Here is a 19,780-nt window from a genome sequence, read left to right as displayed (position 1 = left end):
GAACGCGTTGCAAACGCTTTGGAATGACACATCGGCGCCACGTCAGTTCAACTCCGTTGTGTGACCGGTCCGCTGACCGGTCGGGCTGCCTGCCGGAACACTCCGGCCGACAGCACGCTGAAAGCACGCAGAAACGACAAAGAGCCTGTTGGAGTCAGACCAATCAGGCTCTTTGCTTTCATGCGCCGATTACTTGCGCAGACCCAGCTTCTGGATCAGGGCGGTGTAACGGTCGGCGTCCTTCTTCTTCAGGTAGGACAGCAGGCTCTTGCGCGCGTTGACCATCTTCAGCAGGCCGCGGCGGCCGTGGTGGTCCTTGGCGTGCAGCTTGAAGTGGGGGGTCAGTTCGTTGATACGCGCGGTCAGCAGGGCCACTTGGACTTCCGGCGAGCCGGTGTCGTTGGCGCTGCGCGCGTTGGCCTTGACGATCTCGGCCTTGTTTTGGTCGAAGCTGGACATGATGCGTTCCTTGTTCCGGAATGATTCGGAAGGTCCGCCGGCATGGCCAGTGAAGGCGTCAGGTGCGCAGACGGTTTCCGAGGTTTGACTTGCGATCACAGGTGAAACCGACCCGTGTCGTGCTGATTGCCGCCGCCAGGACGAACCTGACAGGACAGCCGGGGAGTATAGCCGCAAACCGCCCTTCTCAGTAGGGGCGCTTCATCCGGCAGCTGGAAGGCTGCTCCGCCTGGCCGGCATCGAGGAACCGCAGCGTCCGGAAACCGTAGCCGGAGCCTTCGTTGTCGTGGGGCGCGCCCGCCTCGCCGGCGCGGCGCATGACGCTGACGTACAGCGGCTGCTGGAGCTGATGATCTGAAGGACGCATCCAGCCCTGGTGCGCCACGCCGAGCGATCGGCCGTCGAGCGTTAGCCCTTCCAGCGCCAGCGCGACCGCCTTTGGCTCGACGCTGCCAGCCTTCTCCATCGCAGCAACCAGCATCTCGACCATCAGCTGCATGCGCGCATGGAGGTAGTCGTGCTCCGGCTTCGGGAAGCGCTGGCGGAACGCCGCGTAGAAGCGCTCCGAGTCCAAGGTGCCGACGTTCGGGTGCCACTCGGCGACCGCCAGCACACGGTCGACGCCCGCCTCGCCCAGCACGCCGGGCACGCCCAGCGCATTGCCGTAGAAGGTGTAGAAGCGCGCATCGAGCCCGATGTCCTTCGCCGCCTTGATCAGCAGCGTCAGATCGTTGCCCCAGTTGCCGGTGAGCACCGCCTGGGCACCGCTCGCGCGGATCTTCGTCGCGTAGGGGAGAAAGTCCTTCACGCGGCCGAGCGGGTGGAGTTCGTCGCCGACGATCTGCAGATCGGGACGACGCTTCGCCAGCATCGCCCTCGCCTGCTCGCGCAGATGCTGGCCGAAGCTGTAGTCCTGGCCGATCAGGTAGAGGCGCTTGAGGCTCTTGTCCTGGGCGATCACCTCGACCAGCGCCGCCAGGCGCATGTCGGTGTGGGCATCGAAACGGAAGTGCCAGAAGCTGCACTGCGCGCCGGTCAGCGCCGGATCGACGGCCGCGTAGTTGAGGAACAGCGCACGGCGGTCGGGCTCGCGGGCGTTGTGCTTGTCCAGCGCGCCGATCAGCGCGCTCGCCACGGCGGAGCTGTTGCCTTGAAGGACCACCGGGATCGCCTGATCCGTCGCTGCACGCAACATCGACAGCGACTCCTCGACGGAACCCTTGCTGTCGAAGCGGACGATCTCGAGCCGGTGCGCACCACCTGGCAGCTTCACGCCGCCGCGGGCGTTGACGCGCTCGGTCGCCCAGATGAGATTGCGGAAGACCGCCTCGCCGCCGTTGCCGAGCGGGCCGGAGAGCCCTTCGATCAAGGCGAGGCGGATCGGCGCGGCAGGAGCAACAGGCGCGGCCGCGACCGCGGCAGCCGTGACGGCTTGAGCGGGCGCAACGCCCGCGGCGAGCGCGGACACAACAGCCATCGCGGCAGTCAAGGCGACCGCCGCCCTCCCCGTCCAGCGCGTCACAGCTGGGCCGGGCTGGCGAGTTGCGACAGATCCCAGCGCGGCTTGACCTCGAAGCCGCCGCCGCGCGTGAGGTTCGCCATGTCGCGCTGCAGGCGCAAGCCGGCCGCGAGCGCGATCATGGCGCCGTTGTCCGTGCACAGGTGCAGCTCGGGATAGTGGACGCGCACGCGGCGCCTCTCGCAGGCCGCATCCAGCTGCTCGCGCAAGCGCTTGTTGGCGCCGACGCCGCCCGCCACGACCAGACGCTTCAGGCCGGTCTCCTTCAGCGCCAGCAGCGCCTTCTTGACCAGCACCTCGACGATCGCGGCCTGCGTCGACGCCGCGAGATCGGCGCGCTGCGGCTCGGTGATGCCGCCGGGCTGCGCCTCGAGCTTGCGGACTTGCGTCAGCACTGCGGTTTTCAGGCCAGCGAAACTGAAATCAGGCTTGCCGCTGTGCATGAGCGGACGCGGCAGCGCGAAGGCTTCCGGATTCCCCTGCTCTGCCAGCTTCGACAGATGCGGGCCACCGGGATAGGGCAGGCCGAGCAGCTTGGCCGACTTGTCGAAGGCTTCGCCCGCGGCGTCGTCGATGGTCTCGCCGAGCAACTCGTAGTTGCCGACGTCGTCGACGCGCATCAGCTGCGTGTGACCGCCGGACACCAGCAGCGCGACGAATGGGAACTCGGGCGGGTCCGCCGAGAGGAACGGCGACAGCAGGTGACCTTCGAGATGATGGATGCCCATCACCGGCCGATCGAGCGCCGCGCCCAGCGATGCGGCGACACCCGCACCGACCAGCAACGCGCCGGCAAGACCCGGCCCCTGCGTGTAGGCGACGACGTCGACATCCGCCAGCGACAACCCGGCGCCCGCGAGCACCTCGCGGGTCAGCGGCAGCACGCGGCGGATGTGGTCGCGCGAGGCCAGTTCGGGCACCACGCCGCCGTAGGCCTGGTGCATCGTGATCTGGCTGTGCAGCGCATGCGCGAGCAGCGTCGGCACGCCGTCGCCGGACGCGTCGACCAGCGCCACGCCGGTTTCGTCGCAGGAGGATTCGATGCCGAGGACGCGCATGGGATCAGTCGTTCCGCTTCGCGGGGCGAAGGCTCAATGGTTCTCTTTGGCGTGATTGATCGAGTACTTCGGGATCTCGACCGTCACATCCTTGTTGGACAGGATGGCCTGGCAGGACAGGCGCGAGTTGGGCTCCAGGCCCCAGGCGCGGTCCAGCATGTCTTCCTCGTTCTCTTCCATTTCCGACAGCGACGCGAAGCCCTCGCGCACGATCACGTGGCAGGTCGTGCAGGCGCAGACCTGGTCGCAGGCGTGCTCGATGTCGATGTGGTTGTCGAGCATCGCCTCGCAGATCGTCGTGCCGGAGGGAGCCTCGATCGACTTGCCTTCGGGCGCGTATTCGGGATGGGGAAGGATCTTGATGACGGGCATGGGGAGGTGTCCTTGAGGCTGGCGGGCGGCGCTGTTCCGGCGGGGCGTCGGCTTGCGGTCAGACCTGATCGATGCTGCGGCCCGTGAGGGCCTGCTGGATGCCGCGGTTCATGCGCGCGGCGGCGAAGGCCTCCGTGCCCTTGGCCAGCGTTTCGACCGCGGCGGTGATCGCATCGGCATCCGCGACCGCGTCGTCAGCCTGCGCCTTCGCGAGCAGATCCGTCTGCAGCGCGGCGATCTCGGCGCGTTCGGCGTCGCTGAGCAGATCGCCGTCGGCGCGCAGCGCGGACTGGGTCGCGAGGATCATCCGCTCGGCGTCGACGCGCGCTTCGCGCAGCTTGCGGGCGACCATGTCGCCCTCGGCGCTGGCGAAGCCCTCGCGCAGCATCGTCGCGATCTGGTCGTCGGAGAGGCCGTAGCTGGGCTTGACCTGCACCGCCGCCTCGACGCCCGAGCCCAGCTCGCGCGCGGAAACGCTCAGCAGGCCGTCGGCGTCGACCTGGAAGGTCACGCGGATGCGGGCGGCGCCGGCCACCATCGGCGGAATGCCGCGGAGCTCGAAACGTGCGAGCGAGCGGCACTCGCTCACCAGCTCGCGCTCGCCCTGCAGCACGTGCACGGCCAGCGCGGTCTGACCATCCTTGAAGGTGGTGAAGTCCTGCGCCTTCGCCACGGGGATCGTGGCGTTGCGCTCGATGATGCGTTCGACCAGACCACCCATCGTCTCCAGACCCAGCGACAGCGGGATCACGTCGAGCAACAGGATCTCGCCATCGGCGCTGTTGCCGGCCAGTTGATTCGCCTGCACGGAGGCGCCGAGCGCGACGACTTCGTCGGGATTCAGATTCGTCAGGACTTCGCGGCCGAACAGCTCACCGACGACGCGGCGCACGATCGGCATGCGCGTGGAGCCGCCGACCATCACCGTGCCCTGCACTTCTTCCGCGGGAATCTTGGCGTCGCGCAGCACGCGGCGCACGGCCAGCAGCGTCTTGTTGACCAGCGGCTGAGCCAGCTCGTCGAACTGACCACGGGAGACCTCGACGCTCAGCGCGCCGGCGTCGAGCGCGGCGCCCAGCGTCACGCGTTCATGATCGGTCAGCGCTTCCTTGGCTTGACGTGCGGCCACCAGCACGCGGCGCTTGTCCGCCGCGCTGCTGACGCTCAAGCCCGCCTGCGTCAGCGCCCAGTCGGCCAGCAGACGATCGAAATCGTCGCCGCCGAGCTGCGCGTCGCCACCGGTGGCTACCACCTCGAAGACACCCTTCGTCAGGCGCAGCAGCGAGATGTCGAAGGTGCCGCCGCCCAGGTCGTAGACGGCATAGAGACCTTCGCTGCCGTTGTCGAGCCCGTAGGCGATCGCGGCGGCAGTGGGCTCGTTGATCAGGCGCAGCACATTCAGGCCCGCGAGCTGCGCGGCATCCTTGGTCGCCTGGCGCTGCGCGTCGTCGAAATACGCGGGCACCGTGATGACGGCGCCGAACAGGTCGTCGTTGAACGTGTCCTCAGCGCGCTGGCGCAGCGTGGCGAGGATCTCGGCGCTGATCTCCACTGGCGACTTCAAGCCCTCGCGCGTGACCACGCTCAGCATGCCGGGCGTGTCCTCGAAGCGGTACGGGAGCTTGTCGCGGTTGGCGATGTCGTCGAGACGGCGACCCATGAAGCGCTTCACCGAGACGATGGTGTTCTCCGGATCCTCGGCCTGCGCGGCCAGCGCGTCGTAGCCGAACTGGCGGCGGCCTTCCGGCATCACGCGCACGGCCGACGGCAGGATCACGCGACCCTGGTCGTCCGGCAGGCACTCGGCGACACCGTGACGCACAGCCGCCACCAGCGAATGCGTCGTGCCGAGGTCGATGCCCACCGCGATGCGGCGCTGATGGGGATCGGGCGACGCGCCGGGCTCGGAGATTTGCAGCAGGGCCATGTTGTCTTGTTCTTCGAATGTGGGATTCAGGAATGCTCGAGCGCATCCAGCCGATGGTCGATGTCCGAGCGGAAACGCGTCAGGAACATCAGCGCGCGCACCGATTCGGCGGCGCCGGCGGCGTTGTCCTCGTCATCGAGCTGGCGGCCGGCCTGCGCCAGCAGCGCGCGTTCGCGGTCCGCGACCTGCTTGTCGATGGCGAGGATCGCGTCGGGCGTCTTCGCCTCGTCGAGCGACTCACGCCACTCCATCTGCTCCATCAGGAACGCCGCGGGCATGCGGGTGTTCTCGTTGGCCTGGATCGGCGCGCCGCGCAGTTCGCAGAGGTAGGACGCGCGCTTGAGCGGATCGCGCAGGCGCTGGTGCGCCTCGTTGACGCGCAGCGCCCACTGCATCGCCAGGCGCTGCGATGCCGCGCCGTCGGCGGCGAAGCGGTCGGGATGCACCTTGGCCGCGAGCGCCTTCCAGCGCTCGGCGATCTCGGCGCCGTCCTGCGCGAAGCGCTGCGGCAAGCCGAACAGGGTGAAGTCGTCGTCATCGAGTTTCATGAACAAAAAAGCGCGGCACCGCGGCCGCGCCCTTCCTCGCGTATCGAGCTCAGACTCGGAAGGATTCGCCGCAGCCGCAGCGGTCCTTCTCACGCGGATTGCGGAACTTGAAGCCTTCGTTCAGGCCCTCGCGGACGAAGTCCAGCTCGGTGCCGTCCAGGTACGGCAGGCTCTTCGGGTCGATCAGCACCTTCACGCCATGGCCCTCGAAGATCACGTCCTCGGGGGCCACCTCGTCCGCGTACTCCAGCTTATAGGCCAGGCCCGAGCAGCCGGTGGTCTTCACGCCCAGGCGCACGCCCACGCCACGACCGCGCTTGGCGATGTAGCGCGTGACGTGCCGGGCCGCGGCTTCGGTCAGGGTGACGGACATCGCGGACACCCTCAGGCGGTGGCGGTCGCGCCGGCGTCCGCCGTCTGGCCGTGCCTGGCGCGGTAGTCGTCCACGGCGGCCTTGATGGCGTCTTCAGCCAGGATCGAGCAGTGGATCTTCACCGGCGGCAGGGCCAGTTCTTCCGCGATCTGGTTGTTCTTGATGGACAGCGCCTGGTCCAGCGTCTTGCCCTTGACCCATTCGGTGACCAGCGAACTCGACGCGATCGCCGAGCCGCAGCCGTAGGTCTTGAACTTGGCGTCCTCGATCAGGCCGGTCGCGGGGTTGACCTTGATCTGGAGCTTCATCACGTCGCCGCAGGCCGGCGCGCCGACCATGCCGGTGCCGACGGACTCGTCGCCCTTGTCGAAGCCGCCCACGTTGCGGGGATTCTCGTAGTGGTCGATGACCTTGTCGCTGTATGCCATGTCGTGTTCTCCAACAACTTGTTCGTAATGATCAGATGGCGATCAATCAGTCGCTATCAATGAGGGGCGCTCAGTGCGCGGCCCATTGAATGCTGCTGATGTCCACGCCTTCCTTGAACATGTCCCACAGCGGGGACAGTTCGCGCAGCTTGGCGACCCGGTCCTTCAGCAGCGAGACGGCGTAATCGATTTCCTCTTCGGTCGTGAAACGACCGATCGTCATGCGCAGCGAGGAATGCGCCAGTTCGTCGCTGCGGCCCAGGGCGCGCAGCACGTAGCTCGGTTCCAGGCTCGCGGACGTGCAGGCCGAGCCCGACGACACGGCGATGCCCTTGATGCCCATGATCAGCGACTCGCCCTCGACGTAGTTGAACGAGGCGTTGACGTTGTGGGGCACGCGTCGGGTCAGGTCGCCGTTGATGAAGACTTGCTCGATGTCCTTCAGGCCGTCCAGCAGGCGCTGCTGCAGCGCCTTGATGCGGGGCAGCTCGGTGGCCATCTCCTCGCGGGCGATGCGGAAGGCCTCGCCCATGCCGACGATCTGGTGCGTCGGCAGCGTGCCCGAACGCAGGCCGCGCTCATGTCCGCCGCCGTGCATCTGCGCTTCCAGGCGCACGCGCGGCTTGCGACGCACGTACAGGGCGCCGATGCCCTTGGGGCCGTAGGACTTGTGCGAGGCCAGGCTCATCAGGTCCACCGGCAGCGTGGTCAGGTCGATCTCGACCTTGCCCGCGGCCTGCGCGGCGTCGACGTGGAAGACGATGCCCTTCTCGCGGCACAGTGCGCCGATGGTCGGGATGTCCTGGATCACGCCGATCTCGTTGTTCACGAACATCACCGAGATCAGGATCGTGTCGGGGCGGATCGCCGCCTTCAGCACGTCCAGGTCGATCAGACCGTCTTCCTTGACATCGAGGTAGGTGACCTCGAAGCCCTGGCGCTCCAGCTCACGCGTCGTGTCGAGCACGGCCTTGTGCTCAGTCTTGATCGTGATCAGGTGCTTGCCGCGCGACTGGTAGAAGTTGGCCGCGCCCTTGATGGCGAGGTTGTTCGACTCGGTCGCGCCGGAGGTCCAGACGATCTCGCGCGGGTCCGCGCCGATCAGCTTGGCGACTTCGACGCGCGCCTTCTCCACGGCCTCTTCCGCTTCCCAACCCCACGCGTGACTGCGCGACGCCGGATTGCCGAAGTGCTCGCGCAACCACGGAATCATCGCGTCGACGACGCGCGGGTCCACCGGCGTGGTGGCGCCGTAGTCCATGTAGATGGGGAAGTGCGGGGTCATGTCCATGGGAACGTTCTTCTTGTCGACTACTGAATGGTTGACGTGGACCGGAGGGCCGGAATCACTTGCTCATCGCATTGCCGAGCGCGAACACGGAATTCGGCGCGGTGATGCGGATGGGCTTGACGACGGGGGTGCTCGAGATGGCGCGCTTGATCGGCGCTTCCTCGACGGTGACGCCCTTGGCGAGCTGGTCGTCGACGAGCTTGCGCAGCGTGACCGAGTCGAGGTACTCGATCATCTTGTTGTTGAGCGCCGTCCACAGGTCGTGCGTGATGCAGCGGCCGGTGTCGTCGCCCATGCAGTTTTCCTTGCCGCCGCAGCCGGTCGCATCGATGGGCTCATCGACGGCGACGATGATGTCGGCGACGGTGATCTCATCGGAACGGCGGCCGAGCGAGTAACCGCCGCCGGGACCGCGGGTGGATTCGACCAGTTGATGACGGCGCAGCTTGCCGAACAGCTGTTCGAGATAGGACAACGAGATCTGCTGGCGCTGGCTGATCGCCGCCAGCGCGACGGGCCCGCCGTTTTCGCGCAGGGCCAGATCGATCATCGCGGTGACGGCAAAACGACCTTTGGTGGTGAGACGCATCGAACTTCTCCTTGGCGCCCTTGTCGGGCTACAGGACATGGAGGCGGCGGCTCGGCTGACGCCGGGTCGACTCACGGAGCAGGGTTAACCCCGGCTAAGTCCGACCATTTTACTCAATTAAGAAGAAGCTTGCTCGGGTTACCCCGGACAGGGGGCGAGGAGGCCTGTTCAGGCCAGTCGACTGGCTGCGATTTGCGCCAAACGGCCACACAACCCGACTCCAGCAGATCGAGCACGTGCTCGAAGCCGTCCGCACCGCCGTAATACGGATCTGGTACCTCGATCTCCCCGGGCAGCAGGGAAATCTTGTGCTGCAGCGCAGCAGGACAGCGGCGGCGGAGCTCGCGCAGATGGCCGCCGTCCATGGCAACCAGCAGGTCGAAACGCTCGAAATCATCGGTGCGAAGCGCGCGCGCCCGTTGATCGCAGAGCTCATAGCCCCTCATCAGGGCGTGGTCTTGGGACCGTTCGTCGGGGGCTTCGCCGGCATGCCAGCCCTGGACACCGGCCGAGTCGACGTGAACCCGGTCCGCCAGGCCCATGGCCGTCAGTTGGTGGCGGAACACACCTTCCGCAGTCGGCGAGCGACAGATGTTTCCGGTGCACACAAAGAGGATGGAGAGCTCGGCAGCCATGAGGAGGTATTGTGGCTTGGCCCGGGATTTGCCCTTCCACCGTTCCCAACCTTTGGAAAGCTGCCATGAGCCTCACGCAACTCGAAACCATCCGTCTCGCCCGCCTGCAACTGATCGACCTCGGCGACGAGAAGACCGCATCGTTGCTGGCGTGGGCCCTGGAGGACAAGGCCGTCAGCGCCTCGGACGCAGTCGATCCGCGTTCGCCAGATCCGCGATCGGCGAAAGCATCGCGCGATTGAAATCTTCCAGCGGAAGGTCCTTGCGGACGCGATGGGGCCAGTCCGCATGCGTCAGCGCGCCGCGCCCCAGCGCGATCACGGTCGCCTCCTCGCGATCGAGCATGCCGACCGCCCGATCCGCGTCATGCAGCGAGCCGTTCGCGATCACCGGCACCGAGCCGTGGCGCCGCGCCAGCGACGCCAGGCTCGGCCCTTCCCCGAAGGCGTGCTGCCAGGCCTCGAACTCCGTCGTGTGCAGATAGTCGATCGGCGCAGCCGACAGCGTGCGGAACACGGTGGCCGCGTCCGCCTCGCCGCCGCGCCACTTGTGGGTGAAGTCGTTGACCTTGCCCTGCGACACCCGGTAACCCACCGCGAAATCCGCCCCCACCGCGCGGCGGACGGCCTCGATCGTCTCGACGCCGAGCCGCAGGCGCGCCTCCAGGGCACCTCCGTAGCCGTCCTCGCGCCGGTTCGTCTGCTCGGTGAGGAACTGGTCGAGCAGATAGCCATTCGCCCCATGGATTTCCACGCCGTCGAAGCCCGCCTCCCGGGCGCGCGCTGCCGCGCAGGCAAATCCTCGGACCGCCTCGGCGATCTCTTCAGCCGACATCGCCTCCGGCACCCGGTAGGGTCCTTCTCCGCGATAGAAGGACATCTGCGCGCCCACAGGCTGGATTGCTGAAGGCCCCTTCGCGCTCGCGCGATGCGGGTTCCCTTGCGAAATCGTCCCCGCATGCATCAACTGGGCAACGATCTTCCCGCCCGCGGCATGCACGCGATCCACGACCGGCCGCCACGCGTCGCGGTGCGCCTCGTCCGCCAATCCGGGTTGATGGAGATACCCCTGCGCGAACGACCGGTCGGTATAGATGCCCTCGGTGATCACGAGACCGAAACCACCGGCGGCGAAGTCGGCGTAGTACTCGGCCATCCTTGGCGTCGCACGCCCATCCGCCAGCGCGCTGACGCGCGTCATCGGCGCCACCGCCAGCCGGTTGGCGACCCGCAACGGACCCAGTGCCGTCGGGGAAAACAGGCTCGAAGCGCTCATCTCAGCGCTCCTGCCCGTCGGCAGCGACATCGACGGCGGCCACCTCGGCGATGGCTTCGATCTCGATCATCGCGTCCGGCGTGTAGAGCGCCTTGATTTCCGCGATCGTGTCGGCCGGATAAGGCGCCGAGAAGAACTTGCGGCGCAACGCCACGACGTCCTCGAAGTGCCCCATGTCGGTCACGAAGATGGTGACCTTGATGACGTGCTTCAGATCGGAGCCGCCCGCCTCCAGCGCCCGGCGCAGGTTCGCGAAGGCCTGCTCGCCCTGCGCGAGGAAGCCGCCCGGGACGATCCTGCCGTCCTCGCCCGCCCCCGCCTGGCCGGAGATGAACAGCAGCCCGCCCACCTTGATGCCCTGCGACAGCAGGAAGGGCTCGTAGGGATCGGGATTCGTGATGACGCGTTCCAGCATGGTTGCATTCCTTTCATTCATGGCGGAGGGTCGTGTGCCGTCCGTGGGAGAACGATAAGGAAGCCGGCGAGGCGCGACAAAGGTTCAATTGTCAGCCGTAAGATGAGTCCACCTCATCCGTTCAACCTTCCGATGGATCGTCGATCCCTTCCGCTGTCCGCACTGCGCGCCTTCGAGGCCGCCGCCCGGCTGGGCAGCTTCAAGGCCGCCGCCGAAGAACTCGCCGTCACGCCGACAGCGATCAGCCACCAGATCCGCGGACTCGAAGCGCTGAGCGGCGTCGAGCTGTTCGAGCGGCAGGTGCGGCGGGTGACGCTTACCGAGGCCGGCGCGCAGCTCTACCCCGTCCTGAGGGACGGGTTCGACGCGATCCAGACGGCGCTGGAGCGTCTGACGCAGCCGCGTCGACGGCCGCAGGTGGTCATCTCAGCGACGAACGCCTTCACGGTGAAATGGCTTGTGCCGAGGATGGCGGACTTCCGTCGCCTGCATCCGGGCATCGACCTGCAGCTGCAGGCATCCGATGACGTGGTCGACCTGCGATCGACGGCCGTGGACATCGCGATCCGTTATGGGCGCGGCCCCTACCCCGGCCTCATCGCCGAGCCGCTCTTCACCGACCATTTCGCTCCGGTCGCGAATCCGCGACTCGGGGTGCGATCCATGGCCGACCTGGCGCGGGTGCCGCTGATCCACTTCGACTGGAAGCGCGCGCAGCCGGAGAACCCCACCTGGGAGCGCTGGTTCGTCGCGGCAGGGATCGCAGGGCCGCCATCGGCAGGCCAACTGCGTTTCTCCGATGAAGGACATGCCATCCAGGCGGCGGTCGCCGGTCACGGCATCGCGCTGGTGAGTCAGGCCCTGATCGCCGACGAGCTGGCGGCCGGTCACCTGGTCCAGGCCTTCGGCCCGGTGATCGCCGGCCACACCTACCACGTGGCCGTCAACAACGAGCGCTCCCCGTCCGCGAGCGCGCAGGCCGTCGTGGCGTGGTTGAAGGCGCAGACGGCGGCGCCCTGAAGCGGGCCGCGTTTATCGATCCTCGCTTTGCTTCGTTCCAGGTCATGACCAGGGTCCTTAGGCTGCGGTGATCTCCCGTTTCCTCGTCCCTGCGAGTCCCCCCGCCATGTCCTCTGCCGCTTCCTCGACCTCCCGCCGCCATTGGCTGGCTCAAGCCGCCGCCCTCGCCGGGGCCTCGACCTTGCCTGCGCTCCCGGTCTTCGCGGCCGAGGCCAAGACCCTGCGCATCGGCTACCAGAAGTCCAGCACCCTGACGCTGTTCCTCAAGTCGCGCGGCATCCTGGAGAAGGCACTGGCGCCGCACCAGGTCACCGTCAGTTGGCATGAATTCACCTCTGGCCTGCCGCTGCTGGAAGCGCTCAACATCGGCGCGCTCGACCTCAGCGCCGACGTGGCCGACGCCGTCCCGCCGTTCGCGCTCGCTGCCGGCGCCAAGCTCACCTACTACGCGATCGAGACGCCCTCACCCACCGCGCAGGCCATCGTCGTGCGCAAGGACTCGCCGATCACCAGCGTCGCGCAGTTGAAGGGCAAGAAGATCGGCTTCGCCAAGGGCGCGGGCGCGCATTACCTGCTGCTGGAAGCGCTCAGCCAGGCCGGCCTGTCCATCCGCGACATCGAACCCGCCTACCTCAATCCCGCCGACGGCCGCTCGGCCTTCGAGAACGGCGCCATCGCCGCCTGGGTGGTCTGGGATCCGTTCCTGGCCGCGGTGCAGCGCCAGTCGGGCGCCCGCATCCTGGTCGACGGCACCCGCATCGCCGCCTATCGCCGCTTCTATCTGGCGGCCACCTCGTTCGCGCAACAGAATCCGGAAGTGCTCCAGCGCGTCTACGACGAACTCCAGCGCGCCGGCGACTGGGTCAAGAAGAACCCCGCCGCCGCGGCCGAGTGGCACGCGCCAGTGCTGGGTCTCGACGCGTCCATCGTCGCCGCCGCCAACGAGCGTCGCAGCTATGCGGTGCGTCCGGTCGATACGGAATCGCTCTCCGAGCAGCAGCGCATCGCCGATGCCTTCAGCGGCGCCCAGATCCTGCCGCGCCGCGTCGCCATCCAGGAATCGCCGGTCTGGCGCCCGGCTTGAGCCGCGCCCGCCCGACTGGAACGATAGCCCGACTGCAAGGAGTCCTGCCCATGTCCCTCCTGAACTCCGACGCGACGACGCCGGCCCAAGACCTGCCGCGCCCGCCCGTGCCCAAGCATCCGACGCCGCTGCCCACGCGCACGCCCGCCGATGTCCGTGCCGCGCTGCTGGCGCGCGTCGAGATCGCGCTGCTCGATGTCCGAGAGGAAGCCGCCTACGCGGAAGCCCATCCGCTGTGGGCCGCCAACCTGGCGGCCTCGCGACTGGAACTCGACGCCTGGGGCCGTCTGCCCCGGCGCGACGTGCCCATCGTGGTCTACGACGACGGCGAAGGTGTCGCGGCACCGTCGGCACGCAAGCTGCAGTCGCTCGGCTACACGGATGTCGCCCTGCTCGCGGGTGGCCTCACCGCGTGGCGCCAGGACGGCCTGGAGCTCTTCCGCGACGTCAACGTCCCGAGCAAGGCCTTCGGCGAGCTCGTGGAGGCGCGTCGGCATACGCCGTCGTTGCCAGCGGAGGAAGTCCAGGCGCAGCTTGCCCGTGGCGACAACATCGTGCTGCTGGATGCCCGTCGCTTCGACGAGTACCGCACGATGAGCCTGCCCGGCTCGATCAGCACGCCCGGCGGCGAACTGGTGCGCCGTGCGCGCGACCTCGCGCCCGATCCATCGACGACGATCGTCGTGCACTGCGCCGGCCGCACGCGCAGCCTGATCGGCGCGCAATCGCTGATCGACGCCGGCCTACCGAACCCCGTCGCGGCCCTGCGCAATGGCACGATCGGATGGACGCTCGCCGGGCTGACACTGGCGCAGGGCCAGGGGCGTTCGCATGAGGACGTGCCGGTGGGGGATCTGGACGCCGCGCGGGACGGCGCTGCCGCGCTTGCCCGCCGCGCCCAGGTGCAGCGCATCGACGCCGGCGTCCTCACGGAATGGCTGGCCGACGCTCGGCGTTCGACCTACCGGTTCGACGTCCGCAGCGCCGCCGAATACGGCCGCGGCCACCGTCCGGGATTCCGCAATGCACCGGGTGGGCAGCTCGTCCAGGAGACCGATCACCACGTGCCGGTGCGCGGCGCCCGCATCGCGCTGGCCGACGACGACGGCATCCGCGCTCCGATGGCCGCAGCCTGGCTGGCGCAGATGGGCTGGGAGGTCGCCGTGCTGCCGCCCGACGCTTCCGCCCACACGGAGACCGGCCCCGACCTGCCGCCGCAACCGCTCTCGCCGACGGTCGCGACCGTGACGCCCGCCGAACTCGCCCGCTGGCGCGCCGACGAGGCGGATCGGGAGCAGCCGGACACGGTCGTCGTCGACGTGGCGCCGAGCATCACCTACATCGTCCGGCACATTCCCGGCGCCTGGTGGAGCCCGCGAGCCCGGCTCGCGGACGCGCTCCGGACGGTGATCCCGCCGGCGCGGCGTGTCGTTCTCACCGGCAATCTGGGCGTGCTCCCGCGCTTCGTCGCCGCGGACCTCGCGGCGGAGCTCGCCGCGGAGGGGCGAGAGCTGCTCGTGCTCGAAGGCGGCACGACGGCCTGGTACGACGCGGGCCTGCCGATCGAATCCGCCAATCCGCGCCTGGCCTTCCCGCGAGACGACCGCTATCGCCGCCCCTACGAGGGCACGAATCACCCGCACGACGCGATGCAGGCCTACCTCGACTGGGAATTCGGATTGATCGCCCAGCTCGATCGCGACGGCACGCACTTCTTTCGTGTGATCGAAGATTGAGCCAACCCGCGTTTCGCCCCCTCGTGAGCCCCTGATTGCCGGGGCATCCCGCGCCTCTCCCGGACGGAACAATCCTGACTCGCAGCCGCCAACCGGCGGCAGGGAGTCCGGATGCCTGCCCAGGAGTTCAGCGGGACATACGCCGCGTGGCCAGTGATCGCAGGGATCGCCATGGCCGCGAACGCCGTCTGGTTGCGCCGTAGCGGCGCGCGCATCGCGGATTCCCGCTATCCGACCATCGACGGACTGCGCGGGTACCTGGGGCTCGCCGTGTTCATCCAGCATGCCGAACTCTGGTGGAGCATGACGCAGCGGGGCGTCTGGGCGCTCGATCCCTCGGCGGCCCGGTCCCTGGGCTCGATCGCGGTGTCGCTGTTCTTCATGGTCACCGCCTTCCTGTTCGTCGGCAAACTGCTCGATGCCCGCGCCAGCGGGCGTTCGATCGCCTGGGACGAATTCTTCGACGCCCGACTGCGTCGACTGCTCCCGATGTATCTGGTGGCCGTGACCTGCGTGGTCCTGATCTGCGGCGTGCTGTCGGGCTGGACCGTGCGCGTCGGCCTGGGACAGTTGGCGCGGCAGCTCGGTGCCTGGGTCACCTTCACCTTCGCCGGGCAACCGGACATCAACGGCGTCGCCGAAACCGGGCGCATCCTGGCGGGCGTCACATGGTCGCTGCCCTATGAGTGGCTGTTCTATCTGCTGCTGCCAGCGGCCGCCTGGGTGCTGCGCCTGAGGCCGCCGCCGTGGGCGCTGGCCGTCAGCCTGTGCGTGCCGCTACTGATCCTCACGTCGGTCTGGCAGCCGCAACTCGCCCAGTCCAAGCCTTTCCTCGGCGGCATCGTGGCGGCGCTTCTCGTCCGCATCCCGGCATGGCGTCGGGTCGCCTCGTCTGCGGCGGCATCGGTGGTGGCCCTCGCGGCGCTCGTGTTCGCGCTCGTCGACGGCGACACCGGTTATGCGGATCGTCCGCTGTGCGCCGCCACGCTCGCCTTCTGCCTGATCGCCTCCGGCGCCACACTGTTCGGCACGCTCACCGCGCCGATCTCGCGGAGCTTTGGAGAACCGACGTATTCGATGTACCTGCTGCAGGGACTCCTGCTGTACCTGGTCTTCTCGGGCCGTTCGCCAGCAGCGGACGCCGCACCGATCGGTCCATTCGCCTATTGGGGCATCGTCTGCGGCCTGACCGTCCTCCTGGTGGGGACCAGCCGCCTCACCTACCAGCTCATCGAACGGCCCGCCATATTCCGCCGCAAGTCCCCGGGCCACGACACGACCGCCACGCCGATGCCCACGGCCATCGCGGCGCCTTGACAGCCACAGCGCCCACCGCGACGTTCACTTGCCCTTGCCGGCCGAGATCGGCACGACGTTGTCGTGCACGGCCGCGCCGAAGGCCTGCTCCTTGAGCTGCGAGAGCTGGTCGCGCAGGCGCGCGGCCTTCTCGAACTCCAGGTTGCGCGCGTGCTCCAGCATCTGCTTCTCGAGCTGGGTGATGCGCTTGCTCAGATCCTTCTCGCTCAGCGCCTCGACCTCGGCCGCATCGTGGATCACCTTGGCGTCGTCGCGGCCCGGCTTGTCGCTGTAGACACCTTCGATCAGATCGCGGATGCGTTTGACGACGCCGCGCGGCGTGATGCCGTTGGCCTCGTTGAACGCGACCTGCTTGGCGCGTCGGCGTTCGGTCTCGCCGATGGCCTTCTTCATCGACTCCGTCATGCGGTCCGCATACAGGATCGCCTTGCCGTTCACGTTCCGCGCGGCTCGCCCGATGGTCTGGATCAGGCTGCGTTCCGCACGCAGGAAACCTTCCTTGTCGGCATCGAGGATCGCCACCAGAGACACCTCCGGGATATCCAGGCCCTCGCGCAGCAGGTTGATGCCCACCAGCACGTCGAAGGTTCCGAGCCGCAGGTCGCGCAGGATCTCCACCCGCTCAACCGTGTCGATGTCCGAATGCAGGTAACGCACCTTCACGCCGTTGTCGCTGAGGTACTCCGTCAACTGCTCGGCCATGCGCTTGGTCAGCGTCGTGATCAGCACGCGTTCCTTGATCTCGACCCGGTCTCGGATCTCCTGAAGGACATCGTCGACCTGATGAACGGCCGGCCTCACCTCGACGATCGGGTCCACCAGCCCCGTCGGCCGCACCAGCTGCTCGACGACGTTGCCGGCCTGGCGCTTCTCGTAATCGCCCGGCGTCGCGCTGACGAAGATGGCCTGGCGCATCTTGCGCTCGTACTCCTCGAACTTCAGCGGCCGGTTGTCCATCGCCGACGGCAATCTGAAGCCGTACTCGACCAGCGTGCTCTTGCGCGCCCGGTCGCCGTTGTACATGCCGCCGAACTGGCCGATCAGCACGTGGCTCTCGTCCAGGAACATCAGCGCATCGGCCGGCAGGTAGTCCACCAGCGTCGGCGGCGGATCGCCCGGCGCGGCCTGCGACAGGTGGCGCGTGTAGTTCTCGATGCCCTTGCAGTGGCCAACCTCCTGGAGCATCTCCAGGTCGAAGCGCGTGCGCTGCTCCAGCCGCTGGGCCTCGACGAGCTTGCCCTCCTTGATGAAGAAGGCGACGCGCTCGCGCAGTTCCTCCTTGATCGTCTCGATCGCGGCGACCACACGGTCGCGCGGCGTCACGTAATGGCTCGAGGGATAGACCGTGAAGCGCGGGATCTTCTGCCGGATCTGGCCGGTCAGCGGATCGAAGAGCACCAGGCCCTCGACCTCGTCGTCGAAGAGCTCGATCCGCAGCGCCAGCTCCGAATGCTCCGCCGGGAACACGTCGATCGTGTCGCCGCGCACGCGGAAATGGCCGCGGGTGAATTCCATCTCGTTGCGCGTGTACTGCATGCGCGCCAGCTGCTGGATCACGTCGCGCTGGCCGACCTTGTCGCCCACCCGCAGCGTCATCACCATCTGGTGGTAGTCGCTCGGGTTGCCGATGCCGTAGATCGCCGACACCGAGGCCACGATCACCACGTCGCGCCGCTCCAGCAGGCTCTTCGTGCAGGACAGTCTCAGTTGCTCGATCTGCTCGTTGATCGCGCTGTCCTTCTCGATGAACAGGTCGCGCTGCGGGACGTAGGCCTCAGGCTGGTAGTAGTCGTAGTAGCTGACGAAGTACTCGACCGCGTTCTTCGGGAAGAACTCGCGGAACTCGCTGTACAGCTGCGCCGCCAGCGTCTTGTTGGGCGCGAAGACGATCGCCGGACGCCCGAGCCGCGCGATCGTGTTGGCCATCGTGAAGGTCTTGCCCGAGCCCGTCACGCCCAGCAGCGTCTGGAAGCTTTCGCCATCGTTGACGCCTTCCACGAGTTGCTGGATCGCCGTCGGCTGGTCGCCCGCGGGCGGGTACGGCTGGAAGAGCTGGAACGGAGAGCCTTCGAAAGAGACGAATTCGCCCTTCGGCGGCTCGCCCGCGCCGGCGGTGCCCGTCTCTGGAGAGGCAGGTTTCTCCCCCTTGGCGACGGGAGTTTCAGGCTTGGCGGCGGAGGATCGACTCATCAGGGTTTCCCAGGGGCAACGCATGTTCCCTGCCTACAATCGGCGGGCTTCGCTGGGCGCTCAGGAGGCGCCTCGGGCGTCAGGACGCGACAGCGTAGCGCAGTCCTCTCCACCGTTTGTCAGGAAAGCCTCCATGTCCTTGTTCGCCGCCGTCGCCATGGCCCCTCGCGACCCCATCCTGGGTCTGAACGAGCAATTCAACGCCGACCCGAATCCCAACAAGGTCAACCTGGGCGTCGGCGTCTACTACGACGACAACGGCAAGCTGCCGCTGCTGGCCTGCGTGGCTGCGGCGGAAGCGCAGATGCAGGCGGCTCCGAAACCGCGCGGCTATCTGCCGATCGACGGCATCGCCGCCTATGACCTGGCGGTGCAGGGCCTGGTCTTCGGCGCCGACAGCGAAGTGCTCAAGAGCAAGCGCGTGGCGACGGTGCAGGCCATCGGCGGCACTGGTGGCCTGAAGATCGGTGCCGACTTCCTCAAGCGCCTGAATCCGGGCGCCACGGTGCTGATCTCCGACCCGTCCTGGGAAAATCACCGCGCGCTGTTCACCAACGCCGGCTTCCCGGTCGAGACCTACCCCTACTACGACGCCGCCAACCGCGGCATCAACTTCGACGGCATGCTGTCGGCGCTCAACGCTGCGCCGGCCGGCACGGTCATCGTGCTGCACGCCTGCTGCCACAACCCGACCGGCTACGACCTGACGCCCGCGCAGTGGGCCCAGGTCGTCGACGCAGTCAAGGCCAAGAACCTCGTTGCCTTCCTCGACATGGCCTATCAGGGCTTCGGCGAAGGCATCGCCGAAGACGGCGCCGTGATCCAGCAGTTCCTGGCCGCCGGTCTGGACTTCTTCGTGTCCACCAGCTTCTCCAAGAGCTTCTCGCTCTACGGCGAACGCGTCGGCGCACTGAGCGTGGTCTGCGCCTCGGCCGAGGAAACGGTCAAGGTCTTGAGCCAGCTCAAGATCGTGATCCGCACGAACTACTCCAACCCGCCCACCCACGGCGCCCAGGTCGTGGCCACGGTGCTGTCGACCCCGGCGCTGCGCGCCCAGTGGGAAGAGGAACTCGCCGGCATGCGCGTGCGCATCAAGCAGATGCGCGAAGCACTCGTCGCCGAACTCCAGGCCGCCGGCATCACCGACGACCTGAGCTACGTCACCCGCCAGAAGGGCATGTTCAGCTACAGCGGCCTGTCCGCCGAACAGATGCAGCGCCTGCGCTCGGAGTTCGGCGTCTACGGCGTCGATTCGGGTCGCATCTGCGTCGCCGCGTTGAACAGCAAGAACCTGAAGCCAGTTGCCGCCGCGATCGCCGCAGTGAAGAAGGCCTGATCACCGGGCTTCCTTCGACACCACACTTCGATGCGCTGATCGCACGATCGGCCATCGAACACAGGGCCGGACTTGCTGCAAGCAGGCCGGCCCTGCGCATTTATGGCGAAATGCATCGGTTCGAAGCCCCTCCTCCCGCCTTGCACGGCGCACTGGAGACACACACTTCCAGAACCCGGGGCCTAGAATTGCTGCATTGCACAACGGG

At 67.6% G+C, this 19,780-nt stretch carries 19 protein-coding genes; 5 read left to right on the top strand and 14 right to left on the bottom strand.

Going from position 1 to position 19,780, the window contains the following annotated elements:
- Positions 1 to 189 precede the first annotated feature (189 nt).
- The 13 genes from rpsO to AC07OZ_RS01415 form a co-directional block, all read right to left on the bottom strand.
- Positions 190 to 459: a 30S ribosomal protein S15 gene (gene rpsO, locus AC07OZ_RS01475; RefSeq protein ID WP_067273461.1), complete on the bottom strand. Its 270-nt coding sequence runs from the start codon at positions 457 to 459 to the stop codon at positions 190 to 192.
- Between the two features lie 187 nt (positions 460 to 646).
- The gene (locus AC07OZ_RS01470; RefSeq protein WP_495465399.1) at positions 647 to 1,936 is read right to left on the bottom strand and encodes a branched-chain amino acid ABC transporter substrate-binding protein; all 1,290 of its coding nucleotides are present in this window, start codon (positions 1,934 to 1,936) and stop codon (positions 647 to 649) included.
- Positions 1,937 to 1,977: 41 nt separating this feature from the next.
- Positions 1,978 to 3,036, bottom strand: a complete 1,059-nt coding sequence (gene tsaD, locus AC07OZ_RS01465) for a tRNA (adenosine(37)-N6)-threonylcarbamoyltransferase complex transferase subunit TsaD (protein ID WP_495465398.1) — start codon at positions 3,034 to 3,036, stop codon at positions 1,978 to 1,980.
- 33 nt (positions 3,037 to 3,069) lie between these two features.
- Positions 3,070 to 3,408 carry an ISC system 2Fe-2S type ferredoxin gene (gene fdx / locus AC07OZ_RS01460; protein WP_067273474.1) on the bottom strand — a complete coding sequence of 113 codons (339 nt, stop codon included), beginning with the start codon at positions 3,406 to 3,408 and terminating at the stop codon, positions 3,070 to 3,072.
- Positions 3,409 to 3,466: 58 nt separating this feature from the next.
- Complete coding sequence (gene hscA / locus AC07OZ_RS01455) at positions 3,467 to 5,335, bottom strand: Fe-S protein assembly chaperone HscA (protein WP_495465397.1); 1,869 nt, start codon at positions 5,333 to 5,335, stop codon at positions 3,467 to 3,469.
- A 26-nt stretch (positions 5,336 to 5,361) separates the two neighbouring features.
- Positions 5,362 to 5,883 carry a Fe-S protein assembly co-chaperone HscB gene (gene hscB, locus AC07OZ_RS01450; RefSeq protein ID WP_067273477.1) on the bottom strand — a complete coding sequence of 174 codons (522 nt, stop codon included), beginning with the start codon at positions 5,881 to 5,883 and terminating at the stop codon, positions 5,362 to 5,364.
- Between the two features lie 49 nt (positions 5,884 to 5,932).
- Complete coding sequence (gene iscA, locus AC07OZ_RS01445; RefSeq protein ID WP_067282339.1) at positions 5,933 to 6,256, bottom strand: iron-sulfur cluster assembly protein IscA; 324 nt, start codon at positions 6,254 to 6,256, stop codon at positions 5,933 to 5,935.
- A gap of 11 nt (positions 6,257 to 6,267) precedes the next feature.
- Positions 6,268 to 6,684 carry a Fe-S cluster assembly scaffold IscU gene (gene iscU, locus AC07OZ_RS01440; protein ID WP_495465396.1) on the bottom strand — a complete coding sequence of 139 codons (417 nt, stop codon included), beginning with the start codon at positions 6,682 to 6,684 and terminating at the stop codon, positions 6,268 to 6,270.
- A 70-nt stretch (positions 6,685 to 6,754) separates the two neighbouring features.
- On the bottom strand, positions 6,755 to 7,975 hold the full coding sequence (locus tag AC07OZ_RS01435; protein WP_495465395.1) for an IscS subfamily cysteine desulfurase: 1,221 nt from the start codon (positions 7,973 to 7,975) through the stop codon (positions 6,755 to 6,757).
- A 55-nt stretch (positions 7,976 to 8,030) separates the two neighbouring features.
- On the bottom strand, positions 8,031 to 8,564 hold the full coding sequence (locus AC07OZ_RS01430) for a Fe-S cluster assembly transcription factor (RefSeq protein ID WP_067273486.1): 534 nt from the start codon (positions 8,562 to 8,564) through the stop codon (positions 8,031 to 8,033).
- A gap of 113 nt (positions 8,565 to 8,677) precedes the next feature.
- Positions 8,678 to 9,199 carry a low molecular weight protein-tyrosine-phosphatase gene (locus tag AC07OZ_RS01425; protein ID WP_495465394.1) on the bottom strand — a complete coding sequence of 174 codons (522 nt, stop codon included), beginning with the start codon at positions 9,197 to 9,199 and terminating at the stop codon, positions 8,678 to 8,680.
- 174 nt (positions 9,200 to 9,373) lie between these two features.
- Positions 9,374 to 10,474, bottom strand: a complete 1,101-nt coding sequence (locus tag AC07OZ_RS01420) for an oxidoreductase (protein ID WP_495465393.1) — start codon at positions 10,472 to 10,474, stop codon at positions 9,374 to 9,376.
- A gap of 1 nt (position 10,475) precedes the next feature.
- Entirely contained in the window at positions 10,476 to 10,889 is a 414-nt protein-coding gene (locus AC07OZ_RS01415; RefSeq protein ID WP_495465392.1) for a RidA family protein, read from the bottom strand.
- A 132-nt stretch (positions 10,890 to 11,021) separates the two neighbouring features.
- Here AC07OZ_RS01415 and AC07OZ_RS01410 point away from each other — a divergent pair, with 132 nt between their 5' ends.
- The 4 genes from AC07OZ_RS01410 to AC07OZ_RS01395 all read left to right on the top strand — a co-directional run bounded on the left by AC07OZ_RS01410 (position 11,022) and on the right by AC07OZ_RS01395 (position 16,046).
- Positions 11,022 to 11,909, top strand: a complete 888-nt coding sequence (locus tag AC07OZ_RS01410) for a LysR substrate-binding domain-containing protein (RefSeq protein ID WP_495465391.1) — start codon at positions 11,022 to 11,024, stop codon at positions 11,907 to 11,909.
- 106 nt (positions 11,910 to 12,015) lie between these two features.
- Positions 12,016 to 12,993 carry an aliphatic sulfonate ABC transporter substrate-binding protein gene (locus AC07OZ_RS01405; RefSeq protein ID WP_495465390.1) on the top strand — a complete coding sequence of 326 codons (978 nt, stop codon included), beginning with the start codon at positions 12,016 to 12,018 and terminating at the stop codon, positions 12,991 to 12,993.
- A 50-nt stretch (positions 12,994 to 13,043) separates the two neighbouring features.
- Positions 13,044 to 14,729, top strand: coding sequence for a rhodanese-like domain-containing protein (locus AC07OZ_RS01400; RefSeq protein ID WP_495465389.1), 1,686 nt, complete (start codon positions 13,044 to 13,046; stop codon positions 14,727 to 14,729).
- 171 nt (positions 14,730 to 14,900) lie between these two features.
- Positions 14,901 to 16,046 (top strand): acyltransferase family protein, encoded by a 1,146-nt coding sequence (locus tag AC07OZ_RS01395; RefSeq protein WP_495465388.1) that lies wholly within the window; start codon positions 14,901 to 14,903, stop codon positions 16,044 to 16,046.
- Between the two features lie 24 nt (positions 16,047 to 16,070).
- Here AC07OZ_RS01395 and uvrB read toward each other — a convergent pair whose 3' ends face one another.
- Positions 16,071 to 18,236 (bottom strand): excinuclease ABC subunit UvrB, encoded by a 2,166-nt coding sequence (gene uvrB, locus AC07OZ_RS01390; RefSeq protein ID WP_495465387.1) that lies wholly within the window; start codon positions 18,234 to 18,236, stop codon positions 16,071 to 16,073.
- Between the two features lie 133 nt (positions 18,237 to 18,369).
- On the opposite strand from uvrB, the gene AC07OZ_RS01385 reads away from it, so the two are divergent.
- Positions 18,370 to 19,572, top strand: a complete 1,203-nt coding sequence (locus AC07OZ_RS01385; RefSeq protein WP_495465386.1) for an amino acid aminotransferase — start codon at positions 18,370 to 18,372, stop codon at positions 19,570 to 19,572.
- Positions 19,573 to 19,780 lie beyond the last annotated feature (208 nt).

Source organism: Roseateles sp. GW821-FHT09G03, assembly GCF_059416045.1.
This window is presented reverse-complemented; position numbering and strand designations above follow the sequence as displayed.